The organism is Azospira sp. I13 (genome assembly GCF_003112695.1).
In the GTDB taxonomy this organism is placed as follows: domain Bacteria; phylum Pseudomonadota; class Gammaproteobacteria; order Burkholderiales; family Rhodocyclaceae; genus Azospira.
The window spans coordinates 66,047-81,200 of record NZ_BFBP01000006.1; the positions used below are offsets into that span (position 1 = coordinate 66,047).

General features: G+C 64.1%; 13 protein-coding genes. 7 read left to right on the forward strand and 6 right to left on the reverse strand.

Translation table 11 applies throughout. The annotated features are described in order from the left end of the window. Positions 1-12: 12 nt before the first annotated feature. Both AZSI13_RS06630 and AZSI13_RS06635 read left to right on the forward strand, forming a co-directional pair. On the forward strand, positions 13-1,386 hold the full coding sequence (locus tag AZSI13_RS06630) for a TAXI family TRAP transporter solute-binding subunit (protein WP_109040399.1): 1,374 nt from the start codon (positions 13-15) through the stop codon (positions 1,384-1,386). After that, positions 1,387-2,010 carry a ParA family protein gene (locus AZSI13_RS06635; RefSeq protein ID WP_109040400.1) on the forward strand — a complete coding sequence of 208 codons (624 nt, stop codon included), beginning with the start codon at positions 1,387-1,389 and terminating at the stop codon, positions 2,008-2,010. It abuts the gene before it with no gap. A gap of 104 nt (positions 2,011-2,114) precedes the next feature. Here AZSI13_RS06635 and AZSI13_RS06640 read toward each other — a convergent pair whose 3' ends face one another. From AZSI13_RS06640 to pmbA, 3 genes are all read right to left on the reverse strand, one after another. Continuing rightward, positions 2,115-3,203, reverse strand: coding sequence for a TRAP transporter substrate-binding protein (locus AZSI13_RS06640; protein ID WP_109040401.1), 1,089 nt, complete (start codon positions 3,201-3,203; stop codon positions 2,115-2,117). A gap of 153 nt (positions 3,204-3,356) precedes the next feature. Beyond that, entirely contained in the window at positions 3,357-4,448 is a 1,092-nt protein-coding gene (locus AZSI13_RS06645; RefSeq protein WP_109040402.1) for a TRAP transporter substrate-binding protein, read from the reverse strand. Between the two features lie 136 nt (positions 4,449-4,584). Next, a complete protein-coding gene (pmbA, locus tag AZSI13_RS06650) occupies positions 4,585-5,976 on the reverse strand; it encodes a metalloprotease PmbA (protein ID WP_109040403.1) in 1,392 nt (463 codons plus the stop codon). A 74-nt stretch (positions 5,977-6,050) separates the two neighbouring features. Here pmbA and yjgA point away from each other — a divergent pair, with 74 nt between their 5' ends. Both yjgA and mog read left to right on the forward strand, forming a co-directional pair. After that, the gene (gene yjgA / locus AZSI13_RS06655; protein WP_109040404.1) at positions 6,051-6,593 is read left to right on the forward strand and encodes a ribosome biogenesis factor YjgA; all 543 of its coding nucleotides are present in this window, start codon (positions 6,051-6,053) and stop codon (positions 6,591-6,593) included. Further along, positions 6,590-7,201: a molybdopterin adenylyltransferase gene (gene mog / locus AZSI13_RS06660; protein WP_235609698.1), complete on the forward strand. Its 612-nt coding sequence runs from the start codon at positions 6,590-6,592 to the stop codon at positions 7,199-7,201. Before yjgA ends, mog begins: the two co-directional genes overlap by 4 nt. Before the next feature lie 64 nt (positions 7,202-7,265). Here mog and AZSI13_RS06665 read toward each other — a convergent pair whose 3' ends face one another. Beyond that, on the reverse strand, positions 7,266-8,783 hold the full coding sequence (locus AZSI13_RS06665) for a hypothetical protein (RefSeq protein ID WP_109040405.1): 1,518 nt from the start codon (positions 8,781-8,783) through the stop codon (positions 7,266-7,268). A 242-nt stretch (positions 8,784-9,025) separates the two neighbouring features. Between AZSI13_RS06665 and AZSI13_RS06670 the strand changes: the two genes are divergently transcribed. From AZSI13_RS06670 to AZSI13_RS06680, 3 genes are read left to right on the forward strand one after another with little or no spacing between them, the layout of a single operon-like run. Next, a complete protein-coding gene (locus AZSI13_RS06670) occupies positions 9,026-9,820 on the forward strand; it encodes a thymidylate synthase (protein ID WP_109040406.1) in 795 nt (264 codons plus the stop codon). Positions 9,821-9,839: 19 nt separating this feature from the next. Continuing rightward, positions 9,840-11,495 carry a glucose-6-phosphate isomerase gene (gene pgi, locus AZSI13_RS06675; RefSeq protein WP_109040407.1) on the forward strand — a complete coding sequence of 552 codons (1,656 nt, stop codon included), beginning with the start codon at positions 9,840-9,842 and terminating at the stop codon, positions 11,493-11,495. Then, complete coding sequence (locus AZSI13_RS06680) at positions 11,482-12,024, forward strand: dihydrofolate reductase (RefSeq protein WP_109040408.1); 543 nt, start codon at positions 11,482-11,484, stop codon at positions 12,022-12,024. The genes pgi and AZSI13_RS06680 overlap by 14 nt, the downstream gene beginning before the upstream one ends. Positions 12,025-12,154: 130 nt before the next feature. Here AZSI13_RS06680 and AZSI13_RS06685 read toward each other — a convergent pair whose 3' ends face one another. After that, positions 12,155-14,395 carry an arginine/lysine/ornithine decarboxylase gene (locus AZSI13_RS06685; protein ID WP_109040409.1) on the reverse strand — a complete coding sequence of 747 codons (2,241 nt, stop codon included), beginning with the start codon at positions 14,393-14,395 and terminating at the stop codon, positions 12,155-12,157. 129 nt (positions 14,396-14,524) lie between these two features. Next, the gene (gene dcd, locus AZSI13_RS06690) at positions 14,525-15,094 is read right to left on the reverse strand and encodes a dCTP deaminase (RefSeq protein ID WP_109040410.1); all 570 of its coding nucleotides are present in this window, start codon (positions 15,092-15,094) and stop codon (positions 14,525-14,527) included. Positions 15,095-15,154 lie beyond the last annotated feature (60 nt).

The window sequence follows — 15,154 nt, forward strand, 5'->3', positions numbered from 1 at the left end:
CGAGGAGTGCATATGGGAGAAAAAGTCCGCGCCAGCCTCGTTTCCCTGCGAGATCTGCTGGCCACCGCCTGGCCCATCGTGCTGGTGGTGACCATTGGTTTCATCATCGCCGTGCAGTTCATCAAGCCGGCACCGCCCCGTCATGTGGTCATGTCCACCGGCGCCGACAGCGGCGCCTACTACGCCTTCGGCAAGAAGTACGCGGAGATTCTGGCCCGCAGCGGCATCACCCTGGAGGTACGCACCTCCGCCGGCTCGGCCGAAAACCTGCAACGCTTGCTGGACAAGGACAGCGACGTGGAAATCGCCCTCGTCCAGGGGGGCGTGGAGCCTCCCCGCCCGGCAACGGCAGAAGGGGAGGCGGTACCGGAAGCCCTACCCCTGGAGGCCCTTGGCAGCATGTACTACGAGCCAGTCTGGGTCTTCTATCGTGGCAGCCAGGATCTGGAGCGCCTGCACCAGCTAGCCGGCAAGCGCATCGCCGTGGGGGCCGAAGGCAGCGGTATCCGCGGCCTGGCCCTGCAACTGCTGGCGGCCAATGAAATTGCCTTGGACAGCCCGCTGATCCACTCCCTGGGCGGCCTCAAGGCGGCCGAGGCGCTGCAGCAGGGGCGCATCGATGCGGCCTTCGTCATTGCCGCCCCGGAAGCGCCGGTGGTGCAGGTGCTGCTGCGCTCCCCCGGCATCAAGGTCATGAACTTCGCCCAGGCCGAGGCCTATACCCGGCGCTTCCCCTACCTGTCGAAGATCGTTCTGCCCGAAGGCGCAGTGGACCTGGTGCGCAACTTTCCGCCCCACGACACCACCCTGCTGGCGGCCACGGCCAATCTGGTGGTCCATGACAGCCTGCACCCGGCCATTCAGTCCCTGCTGCTGCAGGCCGCCGGGGAAGTGCATGGCAAGGCGGGCTTCTTCCAGCGGCGTGGCGATTTCCCGGCGGTGAAGGACCAGAGCTTCCCGGTGGCGGATACGGCGGAGCGGCATTACAAGTCGGGCCCGCCTTTCCTGCAACGCTACCTGCCGTTCTGGGCCGCCATTCTGGTGGACCGCCTGGTGGTGCTGCTGTTGCCAGTCTTCGCCCTGCTCCTGCCCCTGCTCAAGGTGGCGCCTTCCCTCTACAGCTGGCGGGTGCGCTCGAAGATTTTCCGCTGCTACGGCGATCTGAAATTTCTGGAAAACGAGATCAAGGAAGACTACGATCCCGGCCGCAAGCTGGAGTACCTGGACCGCCTGGATCGCATTGAGGAAGCCGCCTACCGGCGCAACATTCCCCTGGCCTACTCGGACCTGCTGTACACCCTGCGTGAACATATCGAGCTGGTGCGCCACACCCTGGACCGGCTCGGCCACCCGGATCGCAGCCCCACCGTAGAGGAAACGTCGTAGATGAAGGCTTACCTGATCGCCAACCCCAAGGGCGGGGCCGGCAAGAGCACCTTGGCCACCAACCTGGCCGGCTACCTGGCCCAGGCCGGCAAGCCGGTGATGCTGGGTGACCTGGACCGCCAGCAGTCGGCCCGGGAATGGCTGGCCTTGCGCCCGGGCTTCCTGCCCGCCATCCGTAGCTGGGAGCTGAAGCACGACGAGCCCGCCCGCCCCCCCAAGGGCACCACTCATGCGGTGCTGGATTCCCCAGCCGGCTTCCACGGCAAGGTGCTGGACCGCAGCCTGAAGCAGGTCAGCCACGTACTGGTGCCGGTGCAACCTTCCCTCTTCGACATCCTGGCCACCCGCCATTTCCTCGATACCCTGCTGGCGGAAAAAGCGATACGCAAGGGCGACCTGAAGCTGGCGGTGGTGGGCATGCGGGTGGATCCCCGCACCCGGGCGGCGGGGGAACTGGAACGCTTTTTCTCCGCCTACGACCTGCCGGTGCTGGCCTTCCTGCGCAACACCCAGCTTTACGTCCAGGCGGCCGCCCAGGGCGCCACCCTGTTCGACTTTCCCCCCGGCCGGGTGGAGAAGGACCGGGAGCAATGGCAGGGCATCATCGACTGGATTGACGCCTGACCCCTCCCGGCTTGGGCGTTGAGTGCAGCCTCTGCACCGACGCTCGCCAGAAAGAAAAAAGCCGCCAGATTCTGGCGGCTTTTTTTGGTGCCCGGCAGACCGGCTTACTTGTGGCTCTGCAGGAAGCGGTCCATGGTGGTGTCGGCCACGCTGAACCAGGCGTTCTGGGTCTTGCGGTACTTGTCGTATTCGACCCAGATTTTCTTGAAGGCCGGATTCTTCGCCGCCTCTTCCGCATACAGCTCCATGGAAGCCTTGTAGGCCGCCTCCATCACCGCATCCGGGTATTTCTGCAGCTTGACGCCTTGGGAGAGCAGACGGGAAAGGGCGGGCGGGTTCTTGTGGTCGTACTCGGCCAGCATGGTGATATTGGCCTCGTAGGCAGCGGCCTGGAAGGCTTCCTGGTATTCCTTCGGCAGCTTGTCCCATTCCTTCTTGTTCACGAAGAAATGGATGGTGGGACCCGGTTCCCACCAGCCCGGGTAGTAGTAATGCTTGGCCACCTTGAAGAAGCCCAGCTTCTCGTCGTCATAGGGGCCGACGAACTCGGCGGCATCGATGGTGCCCTTTTCCAGGGCCGGGTAGATGTCGCCGCCGGCGATCTGCTGGGGCACAGCCCCCAGGCGCTCGAAGACTGCACCGCCGAGGCCGGCGATACGCATCTTGAGACCCTTCACATCCTCCAGGGTCTTGATCTCCTTGCGGAACCAGCCACCCATCTGGGCCCCGGTGTTGCCGCCGGCGAAAGAAACGACGTTGTAGTTGGCGTAGAACTCGTCCAGCAGCTTCTGGCCTCCGCCGTAATAGAGCCAGGCATTCATCTGGCGCGGGTTCATGCCGAAGGGAATGGAGGTGCCGAAACCGAAGGTCTTGTCCTTGCCGACGTAGTAGTAGGAGCAGGTATGGCAGATTTCCACGGTGCCCTGCTGCACGGCATCCAGGGCCTGCAGGCCGGGAACGATCTCGCCGCCGGCGAAAACGCGGATGTCGAACTTGCCGCCGGTGATGGCACGCAGGCGGTTGGCCATGACTTCAGCGCCGCCGTAGATGGTGTCCAGGCTCTTCGGGAAGCTGGAGGTCAGGCGCCACTTGATGGTGGGCTGGGATTGGGCAATGGCAGGCGCTGCCACGGTGGTGGCCACACCGGCACCGGCAGCGAGGCCGGCATTTTTGAGGAATTTGCGACGGTCCATGTATTTGTCTCCTTGTTGTTACCGAACGGAACGGTGCCCGGGCAACCTTACGGCGCAGCAGCCGGGCTTATCGAGTGCAGCATGGGGTACCAAGAAAAAAGCCCCAACCGTCGTCAGAGGGCTGGGGCTTTTCGAATCTGAATCGCGAGAACCTTACTTGTGGCTCTGCAGGAAGCGGTCCATAGTGGTGTCGGCCACGCTGAACCAGGCATTCTGCGTCTTCCGGTACTTGTCGACTTCCGTGTAGATCTTCTTGAAAGCCGGGTTCTTGGCAGACTCTTCCGCGTACAGCTCCATGGAGGCCTTGTAGGCGGCGGCCATGATTTCGTCGGAGTACTTCTGCAGCTTGACGCCCTGGGAGAGCAGGCGGGAAAGGGCGGTCGGGTTCTTGTGGTCGTACTCGGCCAGCATGGTGACGTTGGCTTCGTAGGCAGCGGCCTGGAAGGCTTCCTGGTATTCCTTCGGCAGCTTGTCCCATTCCTTCTTGTTCACATAGAAGGAGAAGGCAGGACCCGGCTCCCACCAGCCCGGATAGTAGTAGTTCTTGGCGACCTTGAAGAAGCCCAGCTTCTCATCGTCGTAGGGACCGATCCATTCGGCGGCGTCGATGGTGCCCTTTTCCAGGGCCGGGTAGATGTCGCCACCAGCGATCTGCTGGGGCACGGCCCCCAGGCGCTCGAAGACGTTACCGCCGAGGCCGGCGATACGCATCTTGATGCCCTTGATGTCGGCCACGGTCTTCACTTCCTTGCGGAACCAGCCACCCATCTGGGTGCCGCTGTTGCCGCCCATGAAGGAGACGATGTTGTAGTTGGAATAGAACTCGTCCAGCAGCTTCTGGCCGCCGCCGTAGTACACCCAGGCGTTCATCTGGCGGGCGTTCATGCCGAAGGGAATGGCACAGCCCAGGGCAAAGGTCTTGTCCTTGCCGACGTAGTAGTAGGGGGCGGTGTGGCAGCACTCGACGGTGCCTTGCTGCACGGCGTCCATAGCCTGCAGGCCGGGGACGATTTCACCGCCGGCGAAAACGCGAATGTCGAACTTGCCGTTGGTGATGGCACGCACCCGGTTGGCCAGCACTTCGGCGCCACCGTAGATGGTGTCCAGGCTCTTCGGGAAGCTGGAGGTCAGGCGCCACTTGATGGTGGGCTGGGTCTGGGCGATCGCGGGGGCGGATACGGTGGTGGCAGCAGCGCCGGCGGCGATGCCGACACCTGCTTTTTTAAGAAAGGAACGACGTTCCATTTTGTCTCCTCCAGGGATTGTTCGGTGTGTTGCAGCCGAAGCATTATAGCGACGGCCCGAAGCCGTCCGGCAATAGGGATTACCCTAACCCGGACGGGCTGGAGGAGCTTGTGGGAAGCGGCTTTCGGCCGGGTACTCAGGCCCCAGCGACGGTCATGCGGCGGACCAGTACCGAGCCGGATTGCTTCGAACCGCGGACGGCCACGTCGTTGCCCACGGCCTCGATGCCGAGGAACATGTCCTTAAGGTTGCCGGCGATGGTAATTTCCTCCACCGGGTAGGCGATCTGGCCGTTCTCAATCCAGTAGCCGGCGGCCCCGCGGGAATAGTCGCCATTGACGTAATTGACGCCCTGGCCCAGCAGTTCAGTGACCAGCAGGCCCCGCTTGACCCCACGAATGAGCCCCGTCAGGTCTTCCCGACCCGGTTGCAGGATCAGGTTGTGGCTGCCGCCGGCATTCCCGGTAGTGGTCATGCCCAGCTTGCGGGCGGTGTAGACGCTGAGGAAGTAGCCGTTGAGCACGCCGTCGGTCACCACTTCCCGGGCCTTGGTGGCCACGCCGTCGTTGTCGAAGGGGCCGGAAGCCAGGCCCTTGGGCAGGTCGGGACGCTCGCTGATGCTGATGCCGGGGGCGAAAATGCGCTGGCCCAGGCTGTTTACGAGAAAGCTGGCCTTGCGGTAAAGCGCACCGCCGCTGGCGGCATAGACGAAGTGGCCGAGCAGGCCGCAGGCGATGGGGGCCTCAAAGATCACCGGCACTTCGCAGGTCTTCACCTTGCGGCCACCAAGACGGGCCAGGGCGCGGCGGGCGGCGTAGTCGCCGATGCTTTCGGGAGCGGGAAAATCGGCCGGATCGCGGTGGGTGGAATACCAGTCGTCCCGCTGCATCTCCGCATTACGCCCCTTCTTGCCGGTAATCACGGAACAGGCGATGTAGTGGCGGGAGCTGGGGTAGCCACCAGAGAAACCCAGGCTGTTGGCGGTGGCGAACTGGCCTTCCTGCAGGGAGACGGTGGCGCCTTCGGAGTTCTTCACCAGGGGGCTGACGGCAAAGGCCGCATCCTCGCAACGGCGGGCGATATCGATGGCGCCTTCCACATCCAGCTGCCAGGGGTAGTACAGCTGGGGGTCCTGCCATTTCTTGGCCAACAGGGATTTTTCCGGCAGGCCGGCACAGGGGTCTTCGGCGGTGTAGCGGGCGATGGCCAGGGCAGCATCCACCGTCTGCTTCAGGGCCTGACGGGAAAAGTCGCTGGTGGAGGCATAGCCCTTGCGCTGCCCCAGGTAGACGGTGACGCCAATGCCCTTGTCCCGGTTGTATTCGATGGTCTCCACCTCGCCCTGACGGACGCTCACCGACTGGCCGAAGCCCTCGGAGACATCCACTTCGGCGGCAGAAGCCCCGCCCTTGGTGGCCAGCGCCACGGTATCCCGGGCCAATTGCAGCAGGTCACCCTGGGGCAGGGAAAAGCGATCGGAGGAAGCCGCAACGGCGGCGGCGGAGGAGGAAGTTGCTTTCTTGGCCATGAACAGCGGGGGAGCAGGGTAAAATCGCTATGATAGCAGCCCGCTCCACCCCCACCCCGGAAACACAAGGAATCATGGAAGAACTGGAACCCCTCGACGACGATCAATACGTCAGCAAGACCAAGCGCAAGCAGGCCATGCAGGCCATGCAGGACCTGGGGCAGGAATTGGTGGAGCTGCCGCCGGACCGCCTGAAGCGCCTGCTGGAGAAAGTGGAACTCTCCGAGACCCTGGCCAATGCCCTGCGGGAATATCAGCGCCTGCCCAAGCGGGAGGCCCAGCGCCGCCAGCTGCAATACATCGGCAAGCTGATGCGGGATGTGGATCCCGAACCGATCCAGGCGGCACTGGACGTAGTGAATGGTGCCTCTGCCGCCGAGAATGCGAAGCTGCACCGCCGCGAACGTCTGCGCACCCTGCTGCTGGAAAACGAAGCCCTGGCCCTAGCCGACATCGCCGCCCAGTGGCCCCAGGCGGATCTGACCCACCTGCGCCAGCTGCGTCGCAGCGCCCTCAAGGAGCAGGAGCAGAACAAGCCGCCGAAGAGCTTCCGCGCCATTTTCCAGCTGCTCAAGGAACTCGAGGACGGCACCGCCGCCCCAGGGGAGGAAGCGTGAGCGCAGCGGACCAGCGCCAAGCGCCCCGCCTGCGAGTCGGCCTGGTCTCCATCAGTGACCGCGCCGCCACCGGAGTTTACGAAGACAAGGGCCTGCCGGCCCTGCGGGAATGGCTGAACAGCGCCCTGGTGGATGCCTGGGAAGAAGAAACCCGGCTGATCCCTGACGAACAGGCCACCATTGAAGCCACCCTCATGGAGCTGGTGGATGAGGAAGGTTGCCATCTGGTGCTGACCACCGGCGGCACCGGCCCGGCCCCCCGGGACGTAACGCCGGAGGCCACCCTGGCGGTGGCGGACAAGGTGATGCCCGGTTTCGGCGAGCAGATGCGCCAGATCGGCCTACAGTTCGTGCCCACCGCCATTCTCTCGCGCCAGGTGGGGGTCATCCGCAAGCAGGCCCTGATTCTCAACCTGCCGGGCCAGCCCAAGTCCATCAAGGAAACCCTCGAAGGGGTGAAAGATGGTGAAGGCAAGGTACTGGTGCCCGGCATCTTCGCTGCCGTGCCCTATTGCCTGGACCTCATCGGCGGGCCCTATGTGGAAACCCGGGAGGCGGTCGTCGCCGCATTCCGCCCCAAATCGGCCCGGCGACCAGCGGCCGCCTGAGCCACTCCCCAAGCGGAGCCAGGCCCCCGCATCAGGAAGCTTGCCCGCTTGCCGGGCAGGCTTTTCAGCCTTCGCTACGCAGTTCCCGGTAGCGGGCGATTTCGTAGTCGCTCCCGCTTTCCTGCAAGTCCATGGGCGTCAGCAGCAGATGCTGGCCATCCACCACACACTCCAGGTTTTCCTTGGGATCGAAGGTGGCGGGCGGCACCACCACCCGTACCTCCCCTTCCTCCATGCCGTCCCGCAGCAACATGCCACTGACTTTTTCGGCCAGGGAATAGGAAGAAGCGCCCCGGGGCCGCAGCTCTACCGCGATGGCCTGACGCGCCAGGGTCTGAATGCCGACAGCAGCCTCGGTGTCCGAATCCCGTCCGTAACGCCTTACCACGCCAAGCAGCCAGTTGTTACCGCCCTCCGGCTGCATGGCCAGCAGGGCGCCGATGCGCAGCCAGTCGCCGCGCAGATTCGGCACATGGGCACCAAAGCCGCCCAGGCTGACGTTTTCGGCAATCCAGCTCTCCGTAGCCCCCTCCGGCTCCTGGCCGCCGGTGAACACCCGGAAGGCATTGTCGAAGCCATTGACCACGGTCAGCAGGGATTTCACTCGGTGCCGCTGATGCTCCCGCAAAGGCGGATTGGGCGCCCAGTACATGGCCAGATGCTGCAACACCGGCAACAGCACCCGGGCCGAATACTGGCCGCCCAGGTTGAGGTCGGCCGGCAAGCTGCCCCGCTCAACGCTGCGGATCAGCTCGTCCAGCGTCTGCTGCGCCGCCCCCGGTGCGAAAAAGCGCAGATGGGGACTGGCCTGGGGCTCCCGGGCCAGGCGCACCGGCGGCGACGGCTGGGTGGGGTCGATCCAGTACACGCTCTGGGGCGTGGCCTGGGGTGTGAACAGGAACTGGGACAGGCAATAGACGATGACCCGTTCCGCTAGCTCGATCTCCAGGGGCAGCAGGCTGTCCATGGAGGAGGCGTGGAACATGAGAATCTTGGTGTATTCCTGGGTCGCGGTCGTGGGATTGGCATGGCCGGGATAGAGCAGCAGGGACTTGCCTGCCACACCTTCGGCCTCGGCCAGCAGATAGGCCGTGCCCAGGCGCTGCCAGAGGCCGCCATCCACCGGGCCGTAATGGTATTCCCGCCACTTCAGCTGGGTGCCGAAGGCCAGGATGAGACGGCAGAAGATCAGCGGCAGGTGGGGCTTGAGGGCATCCGCCCCCTTGTCCTTGCGGCGATAGGATTCGATGCAGAGGCCGTAGAGACGGGAAAGCAGGTCCCAGAAGCTGGCGTTCACCATCCACAGGCGCTTTTCTTCGGTCTTCGACAGACGGGGCGAGTGGAGGTAATCCCGGGCCAGGCGGCGCAGATGAGGCTGGGCAGCCTCCTCCAGCTGGCGCACGGTCTGAAAGAGATGCTCGGGCTTGAAGCCTTCCGGCACCTGCAGGGATTCCAGCCAGCCGAGCACCTCGTCCACCGCCTTGTAGGCGTTGTCCAGCGGCAGCTCGGCAATGGCCCGACGCAACTCCTTGGCGTCCGCCAGGGGGTGATCAGGTTTGGCAGAAAACAGATCGAGGATCACGGCGACATTCCTAGACAACGCTCCGGTCAGCCTCCCAGGCCCCGGGATGTTTTTTGAGTATAGAACCGGATTTCGCCGAATGCGCCGGAAAACCCGGGCTACAGCCGAAAAAACGGCAAACGGAACCAAGCATACGTCATTAGCCCCACTCTTCCCAAGGCCATTCGCGCCGTTCATGGCCGACCGACAAGCGGCTGCTTTACAATGCCACCGGTTATCGCCTTCGCTTTAGGGTCACCGCCATGCAGCAGTATCACGATCTCATGCGCCACGTGCTGGAACACGGCCACGTCAAAACCGACCGTACCGGTACCGGCACCCGCTCCGTCTTTGGCTGGCAGATGCGCTTCAATCTGGCCGACGGTTTTCCCGTCATGACGACCAAGAAGCTGCATCTGCGCTCCATCATTCACGAACTGCTATGGTTCCTGCAGGGCGACACCAATATCCGTTATCTCAAGGACAACGGCGTCTCCATCTGGGACGAGTGGGCCGATGCCAACGGCGACCTGGGGCCGGTCTACGGCAAGCAGTGGCGCCGCTGGCAAACGCCCGATGGCCGGGTGATCGACCAGGTGGGGCAGCTGGTGGAAAACCTGAAGAAAAATCCGGATTCCCGCCGCCATGTGGTTTCCGCCTGGAACCCCGGCGATGTGGATTCCATGGCGCTACCGCCCTGCCACTGCCTGTTCCAGTTCTACGTGGCCGACGGCAAATTATCCTGCCAGCTCTACCAGCGCAGTGCCGACATCTTCCTCGGCGTGCCTTTCAATATTGCCTCTTACGCCCTGCTCACCCACATGGTGGCCCAGGTCTGCGGCTACGGCGTCGGCGACTTCGTGCATACCCTGGGCGATGCCCACCTCTACAGCAACCATCTGGAGCAGGCCCGCCTGCAACTGACCCGGGATTTCCGGCCACTGCCGCGCCTGGAGCTCAATCCCGAGGTGAAGGACTTGTTCGCCTTCCGCTTCGAGGACATCGCCCTGGAAGGCTACGACCCCCACCCCTCCATCGCAGCCCCCATCGCCATCTGAACGACCGCATCCGCCTTCTATGACCCTGGACATTACCCACAGCGACGCCTGGCAGGCCCTGCTGGCCCACCGCCAGGCCATCGGCAGCAAGCACTTGCGGGAACTCTTCGCCCTCGAGCCCCAGCGCTTTGAGCACCTCTCCTGCCGTCTGGGGGATTTTCTCGCCGACTTTTCCAAGCAGCGCATTGCGACCGAGACCCTGCCCTTGCTGACGGCCCTGGCCCGGGCCGCTGATGTGGAAGGCTGGCGGGACCGCATGTTCGCCGGCGAAACGATCAATGTCAGCGAGAACCGGGCCGTGCTGCACCCGGCCCTGCGCTTCATGGGCACCGGCCCCTTCCCCGGGCCGGAACGGGATGTGATGCCCGATGTCCGCGCAGTACGGGCCCAGATGCGGCAGTTTTCGGAGCGGGTCCGCAGCGGCCTGTGGCGCGGCTACTCCGGCGAAGCCATTCGCCATGTGGTGAACCTGGGCATCGGCGGCTCCGACCTGGGGCCGAAGATGGCGGCCCGGGCCCTGTCGGCCTACGACCACCCGGCCCTGCATGTGCACTTCGTCTCCAACCTGGATGGCGCCCAGCTGGCGCCCCTGCTGGAGACGCTGGACCCGCGCAGCACCCTCTTCATCATCGCCAGCAAGACCTTCACCACCCAGGAAACCCTGCGCAACGCCCAGACCGCGCGGGACTGGCTGCTGGCCGCTGCAGGCCCGGAAAACGAAGCTGCCGCCCTGGCCCGCCATTTCGTCGCGGTCACCGCTGCCCCGGCAGAAGCCGGCCTGTTCGGGCTATCCCACGACAACATCTTCACCATGTGGGATTGGGTGGGCGGCCGCTATTCCCTGTGGTCTGCTGTGGGCCTGGCCCTGGCCCTGGCCATCGGCATGACCCAGTTCGAGCGGTTGCTCTCCGGCGCCCAGGCCCTCGACAAGCACTTCCAGGAAGCGCCCCTGGAGCGCAACCTACCGGTGCTGATGGCCCTCATCGGCATATGGAACACCAACTTCCTCGGCGCCTCCACCCTGGCCATCCTGCCCTACAACGAATCCCTGCGTTCCCTGCCCGGCTACCTGCAGCAGCTGGAAATGGAGAGCAACGGCAAGATGGTCAATCGCAATGGCCAGCCCCTCTCCTGCCAGCCCAATCCCATCGTCTGGGGCGAGATCGGCATCAACGGCCAGCACGCCTTCTTCCAGCTGCTGCACCAGGGCGGCTGGCTGATCCCCAGCGACTTCATCGTCGCCGCCACCAGCGACTACCCCCTGCCCGGCCACAACGGCCCCCTGCTGGCCAATTGCCTGGCCCAGAGCGCCGCCCTGGCCTTTGGCCGCACCGAAGCCGAGGCCCGGGCCGAGCTGGAGCTGGAAGGCCGCAGCGCCGCCGAAATTCAGGAGGTCCTGCCCTACAAGGTGTTCGCCGGCAACCAGCCCGCCACCACCCTGCTGCTGCCCCGCCTGGACCCTTACCACCTGGGCCTGCTCATCGCCCTCTACGAACACAAGGTTTTCGTTCAGGGCGTCATCTGGGGCATCAACTCCTTCGATCAGTGGGGGGTGGAGCTGGGCAAAAAGCTCGCCGGCCGCCTGCTGCCCGCCCTGGAAGGAACGCCCGACGACGGGCTGGACGATTCCACCCGGGGCCTCATCGCCTACTGCCGCCGCCATGGACAACTCTAAGACCGCTCCCACCGCTCAGATCGCAGGCCAGATCGTCGCCCTGATTGCCGCCGTCGGCCGCAACGGCGAAATCGGCCGGGACAACGCCCTGCTCTGGCGCCTGCCGGAAGACATGGCCTATTTCAAGCAAACCACTCTGGGCCGCCCGGTGATCATGGGTCGCAAGACCTGGGAATCCCTGCCGGAGCGCTTTCGCCCCCTGCCCGGCCGACTGAATGTCGTGGTCAGCCGCAATCGGGACTATGCCGCCCCCGGCGCCACCCTCTGCCACTCACTGGAAGAGGCTCTGGCGGCCGCTGGCAGCGGCGAAGTGTTCGTCATGGGCGGTGCAGAGCTTTACACCCTGGCCCTGCCCCAGGCCCACCGTCTCTACCTGACCCGGGTCGAGGACGCGCCGGCTGCCGATGCTTTTTTCCCCACCGTGCCCGCCGGGGAGTGGCAGGAAACCCGGCGCCAGGCGGGCACCGGCAGCGAACCGACCTATGCTTTCACGCTGCTGGAACGCCGTCCGTCCGCTACCGTCCGCTAAGTACTTCGCCTGGCATTGACTCCCGCCAGAATCGCGCGCCAGCGAGTAAGCGAATCAGTGCCAACCCCACCGGGGTTTCGGCAAAGGAAAAGGGGCCTGACGGCCCCTTTTTTACTGAATGGCGTCCGCCTCAGCGCACGCAATCCACGTAGTACCCCACCTTGCCATTTCGCTCTTCCTTCACCAGCCCGTGGATGTCGGTCTCGAAGCCGGGGAATTTCTCGTTGAAGTCCCGGGCGAATTGCAGGTACTGCATGATGGTCTTGTTGAAGCGCTCGCCGGGGATCAGCAGGGGGATGCCCGGGGGGTAAGGCGTCAGCAGCACGGAAGTAACCCGGCCTTCCAGTTCGTCGATGAGCACCCGGTCGATTTCCCGGTGGGCCATCTTGGCGAAGGCATCGGCGGGCTTCATAGCCGGGACCATGTCGGAGAGGTACATCTCGGTGGTGAGGCGGGCCACATCGTTGGCGCGGTAGACGGCGTGGATTTCCTTGCACAGGTCACGCAGGCCGACGCGCTCGTAGCGCGGGTGCTTGGCGACGAAGGCGGGCAGGACCTTCCACAGGGGCTGGTTCTTGTCGTAGTCGTCCTTGAACTGCTGCAGCTCGGTCACCATGCTGTTCCAGCGGCCCTTGGTGATGCCGATGGTGAACATGATGAAGAAGGAATAGAGACCGCACTTCTCCACGATCACGCCGTGTTCGGCCAGGTACTTGGTGACGATGGCGGCGGGAATGCCCCGCTCGGCGAACTCGCCGTCCACGTCCAGGCCCGGGGTGATGATGGTGGCCTTGATCGGGTCCAGCATGTTGAAGCCGTCGGCCAGGTTGCCGAAGCCGTGCCAGCGGTCGCCGGGCTTGAGCATCCAGGCGTCCCGCTCCTCGATGCCTTCCTCGGAGAGGTCGTCCGGGCCCCATACCTTGAACCACCAGCCGGAGCCCCACTCCTCGTCCACCTTGCGCATGGCGCGGCGGAAGTCCAGGGCCTCGGCGATGGATTCCTCCACCAGGGCGGTGCCGCCCGGCTCTTCCATCATGGCAGCGGCCACGTCGCAGGAGGCGATGATGGCGTACTGGGGGCTGGTGGAGGTGTGCATGAGGTAGGCCTCATTGAACACGTCCCGGTCCAGGTGGCTGTTCTCCGCATCCTGCACCAGGATCTGGGAGGCCTGGGAAAGGCCGGCCAGGAGCTTGTGGGTGGACTGGGTGGAGAAGACCATGGACTCCTTGCAGCGGGGCCGGTCGGCGCCGATGGCGTGGTAATCGCCGTAGAAGTCGTGGAAGGCGGCGTGGGGCAGCCAGGCTTCGTCGAAGTGCAGGGTGTCGATCTTGCCGTCCAGCTCTTCCTTGATGGCTTCCACGTTGTAGAGGATGCCGTCGTAGGTGGACTGGGTGATGGTCAGCACCCGGGGTTTGGCGTTCTTGTCCGTGGCGAAGGGGTTGGCGGCGATCTTCTTCTGGATGTTTTCCCAGGCGAACTCGCTCTTCGGAATGGGGCCGATGATGCCGAAGTTGTTGCGGGTCGGCATGAGGAAGACCGGGATGGCGCCGGTCATCATGATGGCGTGCAGGATGGACTTGTGGCAGTTGCGGTCCACCACCACGATGTCGCCGGGGGCCACGGTGGAGTGCCAGACGATCTTGTTGGAGGTGGAGGTGCCGTTGGTGACGAAGTACAGGTGGTCGCAGTTGAAAATGCGTGCCGCATTGCGCTCGGAGGCCGCCACCGGGCCGGTGTGGTCCAGCAGCTGGCCCAGTTCCTCCACGGCGTTGCAGACGTCGGCGCGCAGCATGTTCTCGCCGAAGAACTGGTGGAACATCTGGCCCACCGGGCTCTTCAGGAAGGCGACGCCGCCGGAGTGGCCGGGACAGTGCCAGGAATAGGAACCGTCCGAGGCGTAGTGGGTGAGGGCCCGGAAGAAGGGCGGCGGCAGGGATTCCAGGTAGGCCTTGGCTTCCCGCACCACGTTGCGGGCGATGAATTCCGGCGTGTCTTCATACATGTGGATGAAGCCATGCAGTTCCCGCAGCACGTCGTTGGGGATGTGGCGGGAAGTGCGGGTTTCGCCGTGCAGGAAGATGGGAATCTCGCTGTTGCGCAGGCGGATTTCACTGACGAAGGCGCGCAGGCCGGCGATGGCCTTGGCGGAAGCCTCGGGGGAGGAGAACTCCTCGTCGTCGATGGACAGAATGAAGGTGGACGCCCGGCTCTGCTGCTGGGCAAAGGAGGTCAAGTCGCCGTAGCTGGTCACCCCCAGCACTTCCAGGCCCTCGGCCTGGATGGCCTCCGCCAGCGCCCGGATGCCCAGGCCCGAGGCATTCTCGGAGCGGAAGTCTTCGTCGATGATGATGATGGGGAAGTGAAAGCGCATGGCAGAACCCTCAGGGAATAGCCGGGTGGTAAATGACATGACGGCCGGACGACAAAGGATGGAAAGACATCGATTGTGGTCCGGCCGGATGAAGAGCGGATGAAAGCGGTGGCGACCGACGCGGCAGCGTCAGATCTTGGGCAGGGTGACGCCCACCTGGCCCTGGTACTTGCCCCCCCGGTCCTTGTAGGAAGTCTCGCAGACCTCGTCAGACTCGAAGAACAGCACTTGGGCACAACCCTCGCCAGCGTAAATCTTGGCAGGCAAGGGCGTGGTGTTGGAAAACTCCAGGGTCACATAGCCTTCCCATTCGGGCTCGAAGGGAGTGACGTTCACGATGATGCCGCAACGGGCATAGGTACTCTTGCCCAGGCAGACGGTGAGTACGCTGCGGGGAATGCGGAAATACTCGACGGTGCGGGCCAGGGCGAAGGAATTGGGCGGAATGACACAATAGCCCTTGCCGGAGACTTCAACGAACGACTGGGGGTCGAAGTTCTTCGGATCGACGATGGTCGAGTTGATGTTGGTGAACACCCGAAACTCGTCGGCACAGCGGATATCGTAGCCGTAGCTGGAGGTGCCGTAGGAAACGATCTTCTGGCCATTCACTTCGCGCACGAGCTCCGGCGCGAACGGTTCGATCATGCCGTGCTGCTCCGCCATACGGCGGATCCACTTATCGGATTTGATGGCCATGTGTGCCTACCCAAGCGCCAGAAAAATTAAAGGGCCTCATTTTACTGGCACTTAGGCTGA

What these genes read in the sequence shown, in the direction of transcription:
- pmbA (WP_109040403.1), bottom strand. Translation starts at nt 5,976, where the DNA reads ATGGCCAAGAAAGCAACTTCCTCCTCCGCCGCCGCCGTTGCGGCTTCC.
- AZSI13_RS06635 (WP_109040400.1), top strand. Translation starts at nt 1,387, where the DNA reads ATGAAGGCTTACCTGATCGCCAACCCCAAGGGCGGGGCCGGCAAGAGC.
- AZSI13_RS06630 (WP_109040399.1), top strand. Translation starts at nt 13, where the DNA reads ATGGGAGAAAAAGTCCGCGCCAGCCTCGTTTCCCTGCGAGATCTGCTG.
- AZSI13_RS06685 (WP_109040409.1), bottom strand. Translation starts at nt 14,395, where the DNA reads ATGCGCTTTCACTTCCCCATCATCATCATCGACGAAGACTTCCGCTCC.
- AZSI13_RS06670 (WP_109040406.1), top strand. Translation starts at nt 9,026, where the DNA reads ATGCAGCAGTATCACGATCTCATGCGCCACGTGCTGGAACACGGCCAC.
- pgi (WP_109040407.1), top strand. Translation starts at nt 9,840, where the DNA reads ATGACCCTGGACATTACCCACAGCGACGCCTGGCAGGCCCTGCTGGCC.
- dcd (WP_109040410.1), bottom strand. Translation starts at nt 15,094, where the DNA reads ATGGCCATCAAATCCGATAAGTGGATCCGCCGTATGGCGGAGCAGCAC.
- yjgA (WP_109040404.1), top strand. Translation starts at nt 6,051, where the DNA reads ATGGAAGAACTGGAACCCCTCGACGACGATCAATACGTCAGCAAGACC.
- AZSI13_RS06680 (WP_109040408.1), top strand. Translation starts at nt 11,482, where the DNA reads ATGGACAACTCTAAGACCGCTCCCACCGCTCAGATCGCAGGCCAGATC.
- AZSI13_RS06645 (WP_109040402.1), bottom strand. Translation starts at nt 4,448, where the DNA reads ATGGAACGTCGTTCCTTTCTTAAAAAAGCAGGTGTCGGCATCGCCGCC.
- AZSI13_RS06640 (WP_109040401.1), bottom strand. Translation starts at nt 3,203, where the DNA reads ATGGACCGTCGCAAATTCCTCAAAAATGCCGGCCTCGCTGCCGGTGCC.